9 protein-coding genes are annotated in these 12,895 nt (G+C 35.6%); 3 read left to right on the forward strand and 6 right to left on the reverse strand.

Annotated elements, in window-relative coordinates:
• Window positions 1–112 precede the first annotated feature (112 nt).
• The 6 genes from RTL21_RS05220 to RTL21_RS05245 all read right to left on the reverse strand — a co-directional run bounded on the left by RTL21_RS05220 (window position 113) and on the right by RTL21_RS05245 (window position 8,883).
• Entirely contained in the window at window positions 113–2,599 is a 2,487-nt protein-coding gene (locus tag RTL21_RS05220; RefSeq protein ID WP_312094036.1) for a helicase-related protein, read from the reverse strand.
• Between the two features lie 359 nt (window positions 2,600–2,958).
• On the reverse strand, window positions 2,959–3,900 hold the full coding sequence (locus RTL21_RS05225; protein ID WP_312094038.1) for an ABC transporter ATP-binding protein: 942 nt from the start codon (window positions 3,898–3,900) through the stop codon (window positions 2,959–2,961).
• Entirely contained in the window at window positions 3,897–4,952 is a 1,056-nt protein-coding gene (locus RTL21_RS05230; RefSeq protein ID WP_312094040.1) for an ABC transporter ATP-binding protein, read from the reverse strand. The genes RTL21_RS05225 and RTL21_RS05230 overlap by 4 nt, the downstream gene beginning before the upstream one ends.
• Before the next feature lie 17 nt (window positions 4,953–4,969).
• Entirely contained in the window at window positions 4,970–6,124 is a 1,155-nt protein-coding gene (gene opp3C, locus RTL21_RS05235) for an oligopeptide ABC transporter permease (RefSeq protein ID WP_312094042.1), read from the reverse strand.
• A gap of 1 nt (window position 6,125) precedes the next feature.
• A complete protein-coding gene (gene opp3b, locus RTL21_RS05240; RefSeq protein WP_312094044.1) occupies window positions 6,126–7,055 on the reverse strand; it encodes an oligopeptide ABC transporter permease in 930 nt (309 codons plus the stop codon).
• A gap of 154 nt (window positions 7,056–7,209) precedes the next feature.
• Complete coding sequence (locus RTL21_RS05245) at window positions 7,210–8,883, reverse strand: peptide ABC transporter substrate-binding protein (protein ID WP_312094046.1); 1,674 nt, start codon at window positions 8,881–8,883, stop codon at window positions 7,210–7,212.
• 554 nt (window positions 8,884–9,437) lie between these two features.
• Here RTL21_RS05245 and RTL21_RS05250 point away from each other — a divergent pair.
• The 3 genes from RTL21_RS05250 to RTL21_RS05260 all read left to right on the forward strand — a co-directional run bounded on the left by RTL21_RS05250 (window position 9,438) and on the right by RTL21_RS05260 (window position 12,890).
• Window positions 9,438–9,800, forward strand: coding sequence for a DUF3899 domain-containing protein (locus RTL21_RS05250; RefSeq protein WP_312094048.1), 363 nt, complete (start codon window positions 9,438–9,440; stop codon window positions 9,798–9,800).
• Between the two features lie 222 nt (window positions 9,801–10,022).
• Complete coding sequence (gene acsA / locus RTL21_RS05255) at window positions 10,023–11,741, forward strand: acetate--CoA ligase (RefSeq protein WP_312094050.1); 1,719 nt, start codon at window positions 10,023–10,025, stop codon at window positions 11,739–11,741.
• A 231-nt stretch (window positions 11,742–11,972) separates the two neighbouring features.
• The gene (locus RTL21_RS05260) at window positions 11,973–12,890 is read left to right on the forward strand and encodes an aldo/keto reductase (RefSeq protein ID WP_312094052.1); all 918 of its coding nucleotides are present in this window, start codon (window positions 11,973–11,975) and stop codon (window positions 12,888–12,890) included.
• Window positions 12,891–12,895 lie beyond the last annotated feature (5 nt).

Here is a 12,895-nt window from a genome sequence, read left to right on the forward strand (position 1 = left end):
GGAAGGAAAACTATTTTCATTCCTGGGTTGAGAGCGAAAGTTCATGGTTGTTTTTTATTTCGTTCTAGGCTACTTACTCTGTTAGGATATTGAGAGGAAATAAAATGTTTTTTTATTTTCTATGAAAACACTCATTGCATATTGCGAATTTAAATCTAGCTGACAGTTCTTTTCCACACTTCTTACATACTTTATTGCGCTTTTTCCCTTTTATTCCCGCCTTTAAATGATCATTTATTTGATCACTTAATTCTCCTCTTAGCTTTTCCCAATAATAAGCTTCTGTTCTTCTTTCTAATTTATATAAAAATAATAAATGAAGGCCAATAGATTTATAAGATAACTCTAATTCCTCCAAGCTATCATTTTTTATTTTTGGCTCTGGTAAATCCTTATTTTCAACAATTGCCTCCATATTCATTTTCCATTGGGCACGTAAAGCGGCTTCACTCGTTGCAAATGGCAGCTTTAGAAAGCTAAATAAATCATGTAAAGACATTCTTGCTTCAACCATCGTATCCATTATCATCTCATAAAGCAGAACTTCCTCCGCTAATGATGCTTTTTTTGTTCCCTCTGGACTTTTAAAATGGCCCCATAAATAGAAGAAAAGGCCAAGATTATTGGAATACTTTTGAAATCTTTCTAATACGGTATTAGTTGGTGCAATCGTAAATCCATAAAGATCTTCATCCTTTTTTTCTAATAAATACTTCATTTTTTTACGATCACTTGTAAAAGCCACTCGTCCAACATCATATATTCCCTTTCTTCCTGCTCTCCCAGCAATCTGCTTCACTTCTTGTGAAGTTAACATCCGTCTTCTTATACCGTCAAACTTGTCGTTCTCTAAGAAAACGATTCTTCTTATTGGCAAATTAAGCCCCATTCCAATGGCATCTGTTGAAATGATTACCTTTGTTTCTCCCTCAATAAACCGCTGCATTTGCTTTTTTCTAGCTTCTGGAGGCATGCTTCCGTAGATAACACTAACTTGCCAGCCCTTTCTTTGCAGCTCAGAAGCAGTTTCTAGTACACCTCTCCTTGAAAAGCATACAAGCGCATCCCCTTTTCTCGTATGACTCAATTGAAATAAATCCATTTCTATTTGTAGCGGCGTATCCCGATAATACTCATAGATCTCCACATTCGTATCCCCTAATAACTGCAGTAGCATATTTTTTGCATGTAGACTCGCAATAATATGAACCTCTTTCGCATTTGCCTTCGTTATGGCCCGATACCATGAAAATCCTCTTTCCTTATCAGCAATCATTTGAGCTTCATCAATAACAATTACATCATAATAATCTTTTTCATGAAACATTTCTACTGTACTAGATTGATGTTGAGCCCCCAATACAAGTTTTTCCTCTTCTCCTGTTTTAAGGGAGCAAGGGACATCATTCTGATTTAATGTTTCATAAATTTCCAGAGCCAATAATCTTAACGGAGCCAAGTATAGGCCACTGCTTGCTTCCATCATGCGATTAATTGCTTGATAGGTTTTACCAGTATTCGTTTCGCCAGTATGCAATACATATTTTATATCCCTACTAGTTGGAGGATAGTATTCCTTCCCAAAGATATCCTCAATCATTCTAGCTTCTTCTTCTTTTCGGCGTCTTTGTTCCTCTCTGTCTTCCGCTTCCTTCTGTTCTTTCCTTTGGCGATCCTTTTCCATTATCTCTTTATGGATCTCCACATCAAAAGGAATATCTAATAGCTTCTCTAGATCAATTATATATTCAGGAAATAAATCCTCTAGAAATTCTGCTGTTATTTCTTCAAGTAATGGCGTACTTACTTCTAGTAAAAAAGAATTGGATATGGAACAATCAAACACTTCCTCATATTCTTCTTTAATGCGAGTTGGCAGTTTTTCTTTTACCCATGTAGGAAAAAAATCAATCAAATGTTGAAAAATTAAATTTTCGTAAGCTTCAGTTCGATCTTCTAAAAAATAAAATTGATTATAAGGCATGTCCATTTCATTCGATAGATATTCCTCAAACGTTACTTCCATGGAAGATAACACAATCCCATTTCGATCAATCTCAACAGCAATATTACATCCGGTTAAATAGCGAATATAGAGAAAAAGTTCCTCATAGTGCTTCTCCATCAATTGCTCGATATAATAAGAGAATTTAACTGTATATTTACGCTTTTTTTCCAGCTCTTGTTGTTCTTCTACTTTTAGTAAATAAACTTCTCTTTTCTCTTCATATCTTTTTTTCCATATTTCCTTGTTTTCTCCCAGCTTTGTTCTCAGCCATTCCTCATATGGAAATACTTCGATTTCTCGAATTTCGTTTCGAAACAATCGATTAATGTCCTTTTTATTAAGATTGCTGATATCTAGTCCTTTGGTTGTTAGATAATCCTTCTTTTCAGCATAACGAATATGACTAGTTGCCGTATTAAGCCAAGTATTTAACCAAATTTGCTCGATAAACACTTTTCGGTCTTCCATATATTTTTCAAAGCTTGGTTGACTTTCCTGTTTTTCTAAGTACTTATTTACGTCATCTATGAGAAGATTTTTCGTTTGATGAATTGCTCTATCATATTGGTTTTTTAATATTGAATTGATCATTATGAACTCCTATGAATATGTATTTCCACTCTTTTTTATACTTATTTTTCTTTATTTTAGCTTAGTCATGTAATTTTTTTAATATTTTTTGGATTTTCTTGTGTTTTTTAAGTGAAGCATTAATTTTAATAGAGAACAGAACCTTTCCTTTCTTTAAAAGGGATATTGTTTACTTAAGAAGAGGAATGTCGCTTTTTATCGTTTTTTAGAAAACGATTTTGTCTCCATTTAGGATTACATGTATAAGGATGGGGGAAATAAGAAGAATACAGATTTCATTTCCCGAGAAATGAAAAAATCCTTGCACTTTTGGCAAGGATTATTTGGGAGGTTCTTCTTTAATAGATTAAATTTGTTACTTATTTTTTCTTTAGGCTTAATTCTCGTTTGTATTTCTCTAATTCTTTTGTTGTACAACGTACAAAGTGACCTGGAGTTACCTCTCTTAGTTCTGCTGGTTCACTTGTATCGTGTATAGATGGATCATAAGCAATTCTTGTACGCTCACGTTCATAGCGTGGGTCTGGAAGAGGAATTGCGGATAATAATGATTTGGTATAAGGATGAATTGGATTATCATAAAGTTCATCCGCTTCTGCAAGCTCTACCATATTACCCATATACATAACACCAATACGATCACTTATATATTTAACCATAGATAAATCATGGGCAATAAATAAATAAGTTAGTCCACGTTCTTTTTGTAGCTTTTTCAAAAGGTTAACAACCTGTGCTTGAATGGAAACGTCTAGAGCAGAAATTGGCTCATCACAAATAATGAAATCTGGCTCTACTGCAAGTGCTCTTGCAATACCAATTCTTTGTCTTTGTCCACCACTGAATTCGTGTGGGAAGCGTGTAGCATGCTCTTTATTCAATCCTACCACTTCTAGTAATTCTTCTACTCTTTGACGACGCTCTTCAGGTGTTTTCGCAAGCTTATGATTATCAATGCCTTCTGCAATAATATCAAGTACCGTCATACGCGGATTTAGAGAAGAATGCGGATCCTGGAAAATCATTTGCATTTTTTGATTAAATTTACGAAGCTCTGCTTTTGATTTTTTTCCATGAACATCTTCGCCTTCAAATTTAACTTCTCCACCTGTTGCATCATAAAGTCGGATAATTGTTCTACCTGTCGTAGATTTTCCACATCCAGATTCTCCAACAAGACCAAATGTTTCTCCTTTAAAAATATCAAAGGAAACGCCATCTACCGCTTTGATGATTCGATCTTTACCTGCCGAAAAGTGTTTTTGCAAGTTTTTCACTTCTAGTAATTTTTCTTTAGTCAACGTTTTTCACCGTCCTTGCGACCTGTTTTAGAGAAACCAAGCATTCTTTGTTTAACCGCTTCTGGTGGTTCCACTTTTGGGGCATCTTCATGCAATAACCAAGTTGCAGCATAATGGGTATCAGAAACTTTAAACATTGGCGGTTCCATCACTGTATCAATTTCTAGAGCAAATTGATTTCTAGGCGCAAACGCATCACCTACAGGAGGCTTTAACATATTTGGTGGGCTACCAGGGATTGCGAATAGCTCTTCATCTGTACTGTCTAATGTTGGCATCGATCCAATTAATCCCCATGTATATGGATGCTTTGGATTATAGAATATATCATCAACTGTTCCAATTTCCACGATTTTGCCAGCGTACATAACAGCTACTCGATCTGCAACGTTTGCCACAACACCAAGGTCATGCGTAATAAATATAATCGCACTTTCTGTTTTCTTTTGAATGTCTTTCATCAGTTCTAAGATTTGTGCCTGAATCGTAACATCAAGTGCTGTTGTTGGCTCATCGGCAATTAAAATCTTAGGGTTACACGCAAGTGCAATCGCTACAACTACACGCTGACGCATTCCACCGGAGAATTGATGAGGAAATTGATTAATGCGAATTTCCGGCTGCGGAATACCAACTAATTCGAGTAATTCAAGCGCACGTTTCTTTGCATCAGACTTATTCATGTTTTGATGCTTAATTAACCCTTCCATGATTTGGTTCCCAATTTTCATTGTTGGGTTCAAGGAAGACATAGGGTCTTGGAATACCATGGAAATATCTTTTCCGCGAATTTTTTGCATTTCCTTCTTGGACTTTTTAATAAGATCTTCGCCTTCTAATAAAATTTCCCCACTTTTAATTACGCTTTGTGGTTCAGGAAGAAGCCTCATTAAAGCATTAGAAGTAACGGATTTACCAGAACCGGATTCCCCTACAATTGCTAGTGTTTCTCCTTTATTTAACTCAAAGCTAACACCGCGAACCGCTTGTACTTCACCGTTGTAGGTGTTAAATGATACTCTTAAATCTTTGACTTCTAATAATTTACTCATTTATAAACACCTACTCTCTATTTATGCATTTTAGGATCGAATGCATCGCGCAAGCCATCACCTAATATATTGAATGCAATCATTAATACTGACAATACAGTCGCTGGGAAAACTAGTAAATACGGGTATAAACGTAAATTAGCAAATCCTAGTTCAATTAAAGCACCTAATGAAGCCTTAGGAGGTACAATACCAAGTCCGATAAAGCTTAGGAATGCCTCGAAGAAGATAGCTCCAGGAATCGAGAACATTGTATTTACAATGATAATTCCAGTAATATTTGGAACTAAGTGTCTTCTAATAATCGTACCATTGGACGTTCCTAATGTTCTTGCTGCCAGTACGAATTCTTGATTTGTCAGCTTTAATACTTCCCCACGAACAATTCTGGACATTCCTATCCATCCTGTAATGGCTAATGCAACAACGATGGAAACAATACCAGGCTGGAGAATGAGCATCATTAACAGAATCACTACTAGGTTTGGTATTCCAACTAATATTTCTGCAATACGCTGTAATACGTTATCGACTCTTCCGCCATAGAAACCAGAGACACCGCCATATGTTACTCCAATTAATAAATCAAGGATAGCTGCAACAAAGGCAATAATTAATGAAACTCTTGTACCTTCCCAAAGTCTTGTCCATTGGTCACGACCAAGTGTATCGGTACCAAACCAGAAATAGGTGTCATTCATATCTTTTGCTTCATAAATATGGAAGGTTGCTCTTACGGCAGCAGAATTTCTTGTACCGTCGCCTTCATCTAGCACTTTAATATCAACAAACTCATCTGTACTTTTATAACGAGCCATTGCTTTTGCAGTTGCATCCTCAACATCTGTGCCCTCGTATCTACCAGCTAAAGTACCATTTAAGCCTAACCAAGAAACATTCTCTAAAACCGGAACTCTTGGAGGAAGTTTCGCACGGGAAAGATCTTGACCATTATTGCCATAGTCATTCATATGCGGCCCAAAAATACTAAGCAAGATTATTAATAGTATTATAAATATACTGACTATTGCAGGTTTATTTTTTAACAATGTTCTTCTTGCATCCTGGCCAAAGGTTCTACTTGGTGCAGATATTTTCTCACTAATATTCTCTTCTTGCTTAAGAGGTCTAAATAAATTTTTATCTATTTGATTAAGATTCTTTTTATCCATTTTATTTTTTTCCTCCTGCAATTCTAATTCTCGGATCAATTAATCCATATAGGAGGTCAATGATTAAAATTATAATAACAAAGCCAAAAGCAAACAGTAATGTTGTTCCCATAATTGTTGGATAATCATTTACAGTAACAGATGTAACAAATTGTTCTCCAATCCCAGGAATAGCAAAAATTTTCTCAATTACTAATGATCCAGTCATTAAGCCAACTGCCATTGGACCTATTACCGTAACTAGAGGAATCAAAGCATTTCGCAATCCGTGCTTGAAGATAATTCCCGCTTCACTAACCCCTTTTGCACGAGCTGTCGTTATATAATTTGAATGTAGTACCTCTATCATCTCTGTTCTTGTGAACCTAGCAGCAACAGCTAAAGGTGATATTGCTAGTGCAATAGTTGGTAGAATCGTATATTCAAAACCGCCCCAAAGCGCAACAGGTAATAGATCCCATCTTACTGCAAAGAAATATTGTAATAGTCCTGCAAATACGAACGATGGAACCGATGTTCCGAGTACAGCGATAATGGTAGACGTATAATCGATTGGACCGTTCCTATAAATAGACGCTATTAAGCCCAGTAGAATTCCAACTACTGTCCCCAGCACTAAAGCTTGTCCACCTAAAAGTGCTGATGGACCAATTTTTGCTGACAATATTTTTGTAACAGGGGTATTATCAAATGCAAATGAAACACCTAAATCCCCTTGCACAAGTTTACCTAAATAATTTACATATTGAACGGGAATCGGATCATTCAAACCATATTTTTCCAATATAATTGTTTTTTGTTCTTCACTTAATTTATCGTCAGCCTTTAACGGACTTCCTGGAAGGAACTTCATCAGGAAAAAGGAGACTGTTGCGATAATGAACAGTGTTATGAACATATACCATAATCGTCGAAGAAGATATCGAACCATCTGTGCACCTCCTAATTTTCTTTATTAATTATAGCATAATAATTTATTTTTGCTATAATCAGAATTTTCCTACTCAAAAATACAAGAGAGTATATGCTATAAAAGCATACACTCCCTCTTATTTCATAGCATCAAATTTTTCATAAAAGTGAAATTACTCTGTAGCTCCAATAGTTACCCATTTGTATTCATAAGTTGGACCAAATGGATTTTCAATTAAGCCTTGAATTTTTGGAGATGATAGGAATGCACCAGCAGTTTGATATACAGGAGCGATTGCCGCATCTTCAAATAGAATTTTTTCAGCTTCTAAGAAGTTTTGGTAACGAGCTTCATTATCTGTAGCAAGAGTTGTTGTAGTCTCTTCTAACAATTTATCATACTCAGGATTAGAGTAACCCATTTTGTTATTTCCGCCATCTGTAATCCATAGGCTTAAGAAAGTATATGGATCTAAGTAGTCAGGACCCCAACCAGCTAATTGAAGATCGTAATCTTGGTTAGTATCTAAATCTAAGCGTTGCTCAAATGGTACTTGTTTTAATGTTACTTTTAAACCTGGTAAGTTTGTTTGTAATTGGTTAGCTAGGTATTCATTCATCGTTTTTGATACATCTGTATCTCCACCTAAGAATTCGATTTCTACTGAATCAGTACCTAATTCTTCTAAACCTTTTTCCCAGAATTCTTTCGCAGCAGCAGTGTCATATGTTACAAGATCTCCACTAACTTCACGGAAATCACCGCTACCATCTGGCATTGGAGCAAAATCTGCTGGAACTAGACCATTAGCAGCTAAAGAGCCGTTATTTAAAATTGTATTTACTAATGCCTCTTTATCAAACGCACGGCTGATAGCTGCACGGATGTTTGTATTAGCAAGTGCTTCATTTCTTGTTTGATTCATTTTCAAATAGAATACTGAATTATCAGCTTTAACTGTATAGTCTTCATCAGAAGAATATTGGTCAACTAAGTCTGAAGATAAACCAGAACGGTCTACTTCTCCTTTTTCATAAAGGTCAACTGCTGTTTGAGCATCTTTTACTACTACATAATTGATAGTTTCTAACTTAACTGTATCAGCATCCCAGTAAGTGTCGTTCTTAGCAAGATTCCATTTTTGAGATGTACTTTCCCAGTTTTCTAATGTAAATGGTCCGTTAGCTAATAGATTTTCAGAGCTAGTAGCGAACGCATCGCCTTTTTCTTCAACGAATTTTTGGTTCAACGGTAAGAATGTACCGAAAGAAGTTAAAGATTCGAAATATGGAGTTGGGTTTGCAAGTTCAACAACTAAAGTATAGTCGCCATCTGCTTTAACACCTAATTCTTCTACTTTCTTTTCGCCTTTACTGATTTCTGTAGCATTTTTGATTACGCCACCCATCATGTAAGGACCATACTCAGAACCAGTGTCAGGATTTACTGCACGTTGCCAAGCATAAACGAAGTCATTAGCAGTTACAGGATCTCCGTTTGACCATTTTGCATCTTCACGTAACTTGAATGTCCAAGTTAATCCATCTTCAGATACTTCATGACTTTCAGCAATACCAGGAGTAGTTTTAGCGTCTTCACCTAAACGGTATAGACCTTCCATAGTAGCACCTAAGAATTGGAAGCCATATTCATCTGTTGCCATTGATGGATCCATTGACGGAATCGCATCTCCGTTAATTAAGTTTAAAACTTGTTCAACATTTTCCTCTTCTGCTGGCTTTTCTGAATCTGAACCTTCAGACGAGCTATCGCCGCCAGAACATGCTGCTAAAAATACACTCAAAATTAATGTAAGTGAAAGCAGCCAAGTAAATTTTCGCTTCATTAAAAAAGACCCCCCATTGTTATATTATTCTGTAAATTACATCTAAAAAAGAAGCTAAAGTGAGTATACTATTATTCTAGTAGAGTTGTAAAGACTAAATATAGAGATAATTTCAAATATTACTATAGTATAACGGAGTATTTTGGCATAACAACAATAAAGACAGCGCTTACTTATGTGTTAAAATTCTTAAAATTTCTACAAAAAAAAGCAGAAAATATATGGCAAAAGTACGATTAATTACCAAAAATATCCATATGTCAATATACTTTTTTATCTTATCTAGTAGATAGTTTTATTATTGCAGAATTTTTATAACAGGTTATTTTTTCCTTTTATATAGAAAAAGAAATATCGACTTTCTACAATAATAACCCTCTTTCATTAATCTAAGAAGAAGAAACCAATCTTAGTGCCTTTTTTAAAAGTATATTTACGCCTCCATTATAAACAATAATTTATAGAATTTGTCTTTCTAAAATGTACTTTCTAAAGGAGTTAAGGTAAAATACGATTATTCGTGTTTCAAACATACTTAGTAAAGGTGAATAAGCATGCTTAATAAAAAATGGTCTCTATTTCTACTAAATATCTTCATAACAGTGATTCTTTTCTTGATTTTTTCTTCGGAATATTCTTTTGTTCATTATATTAATGCCGTCTTTTATCTTTCTTTCATTTATATCATTATCTTTCTATTTTTATATATTGCAAAAGGAGGCTTTTTTGACGGAGTAACATTCAGCTTTCGAAGATTTCACCATGTCATGCTAAAAAATGATGATTATTTAGAAGAATGGAAGGAAAAACCTCTTCCATCTCAAAAGTTTAATAAAGGGTTCTACTCTGCCCTTAAATTTCAAACGTTAGCGCTTTTTATTTATTTATTAATTTTACTTCTAGTCCTCTATATTTAAAATTGGTGTTTATAAAGCTTTTTTAGTAAGGTATTTCCCATTAACCTGCAGGGGATTTCCTGTGGGTTCCTGCTTTAATATTATCGTTTTTTCATTGCGTCACCCATGCTCATTTTTTAAAATATAGGAATATTTATTTAATTCCAACATTAAAATTGTATATATAGTGTTTTCCTATTATAATAATGTTGTAAAAAAAATTGAAATGAGGGGGATGTATTAATGAAATTGGAAGCGTTTCCACCTGTTAAAGGCAAACATAACCTTGAAAACTATGAGGACTTGTACCAGCATTTCAAATGGGACCAAGCAGAAAAGGAGTTTTCTTGGCATCAGACTGGAAATGTTAATTTAGCCTATGAAGCTATTGACCGTCATGCTGAAAACTACCGCGCCAATAAAGTTGCTCTCCACTATTTTCATCCATCAAGAAAAGAAACTTACACATTTAAAGACCTAAAGAGATTATCAAATAAAGCTGGAAATGTTTTAAAGGATGTTGGAAAAGTAAAAAAAGGCGATCGTGTGTTTATTTTTATGCCGCGTTCACCAGAGTTATATTTCTCCTTGCTAGGAGCGATAAAATTGGGAGCCATTGTTGGTCCATTGTTTGAAGCTTTTATGGAAGATGCCGTAAAAGATCGTCTTTATGATAGCGAAGCAAAAGTAATCATTACTACACCTGAACTAGTAAATAGAATCCCACATACAGAATTACCTGCTTTAGAAACTATTTTTATTGTTGGAGAAAGCATACAGGAAGATGATAAAACAAAAGATTTCCTTCACCATTTTCAGTCGGCTTCTATTGAATTAGACGTTGAGTGGGTCGATCGCAAGGATGGATTAATCCTACACTACACCTCAGGTTCTACGGGAAAGCCAAAAGGGGTGCTTCATGTGCACAATGCGATGATTCAACACTATCAAACGGCAAAGTGGGTATTAGATTTGCAAGAAGACGATATCTACTGGTGCACAGCTGATCCTGGTTGGGTTACAGGTACTTCCTACGGTATTTTTGGTCCTTGGCTTACTGGCTCAACAAATGTTGTTGCAGGTGGTCGCTTTAGTCCCGATACATGGTACAAAACGATTGAAACATTTGGAGTGACCGTTTGGTACAGTGCCCCAACCTCATTCCGCATGCTTATGGCAGCAGGTGAAGAGGTTACTGAAAAATATACCCTTTCCTCCTTACGCCATATCCTAAGCGTTGGAGAACCACTTAATCCAGAAGTAATCCGTTGGGGCTATGAAGTATTCGGACATCGCATTCATGATACTTGGTGGATGACGGAAACTGGTGCTCAGCTTATATGTAATTTACCTTGTATGGACATTAAGCTAGGTTCAATGGGAAAACCACTACCAGGCATAGAAGCAGTTATTCTAGACGATAACGGGGATATTTTACCGCCTAATCAGATGGGCAACTTAGCCATTAAAAAAGGGTGGCCATCAATGATGCATACCATTTGGAATAATCAAGAAAAGTTTGATAGTTATTTTCAACATGGTGAATGGTATGTTTCTGGTGACTCCGCTTATATGGATGAAGAAGGCTATTTCTGGTTCCAAGGTCGAGTTGATGATGTTATTATGACCGCAGGAGAAAGAGTTGGCCCATTTGAAGTAGAAAGCAAATTAATCGAATTTCCAGCAGTGGCAGAAGCAGGTGTCATCGGAAAGCCCGATCCGATTAGAGGGGAAATTATTAAAGCCTTTATAGCCCTCGTTGATGGATATGAAGAAACTGATGCATTAAAAGAAGAAATACGTTTATTTGTAAAGACCGGTTTGGCTGCCCATGCGGCACCAAGAGAAATTGAATTTTGCGAAAAGCTTCCTAAAACCCGCAGTGGAAAAATAATGAGACGTGTCTTAAAAGCTTGGGAACTGGGACTCCCAACTGGGGATCTTTCTACAATGGAGGATTAATATAAATAGGAATAAAAAGGAAAAGAGTGTACTTCTTTTATTTTAAAAAGGAAGCGCACTCTTTTTCTATCTTTATTTTAGAAAAGAAATATATTTTTTTGCAAATTAAGCTTAAAGCTTGGTGTTTTTTTCCTTTCTATGGCAAAATATAAATGGTTCGATTTTGCTAAGAAAAAATTTACGCTACAAAATAATTAAAGCGTTTTCTATTAAGAGAAGGGACTGAGAAACGTGAGAACAATAAAACTAGGTAACAGTAATTTAGAAGTGCCTGTAGTGGCGGTTGGCTGCATGCGTATTAATTCATTAGAAAAAAAGGAAGCAGAGCAATTTGTACAAACTGCTTTGGAACAAGGTGCAAACTTCTTTGATCACGCAGATATTTATGGTGGCGGCACTTGTGAAGAGATATTCGCAGATGCTATTCATATGTCTCCAAGTGTCCGTGAAAATATTATTTTGCAATCCAAATGTGGTATTCGCAAAGGAATGTTTGACTTTTCAAAGGAACATATTTTACACTCCGTTGACGGAATATTAAGCAGACTAAAAACAGACTATTTGGACACGCTTCTCCTACATCGTCCCGATGCTTTAGTTGAACCAGAAGAAGTTGCAGAAGCATTCGATATGCTTGAACAATCCGGAAAAGTTCGTCATTTTGGCGTTTCTAATCAAAATCCGATGCAAATACAATTATTACAAAAATATGTGAAGCAACCACTTGTGGCTAACCAATTGCAATTAAGCATTACAAATGCCAATATGATTTCAAATGGGGTCAATGTAAATATGGAGAATAATTCTGCTATTAACCGAGATGGCAGTATTTTAGACTTCTGTCGTTTACATGATATTACAATCCAACCTTGGTCCCCATTCCAATATGGTTTCTTTGAAGGGGTATTCCTAGGAAACGAGAAGTTCCCTGAATTAAATCAACAAATTGATGAAATTGCTGAAAAATACCAAGTTAGCAATACAACAATTGCCATCGCATGGTTATTGCGTCATCCTGCTAACATGCAGCCAGTAATTGGAACAATGAATGTAGATCGTTTAATAGATTGCTGTAAAGCAAGCGACATTCAATTAACAAGAGAAGAATGGTATAGTATTTATCGCGCTGCTGGGAATATTTTACCTTAATCTTT

This window comes from Niallia sp. (assembly GCF_031978665.1).
Lineage (GTDB): Bacteria > Bacillota > Bacilli > Bacillales > Cytobacillaceae > Niallia.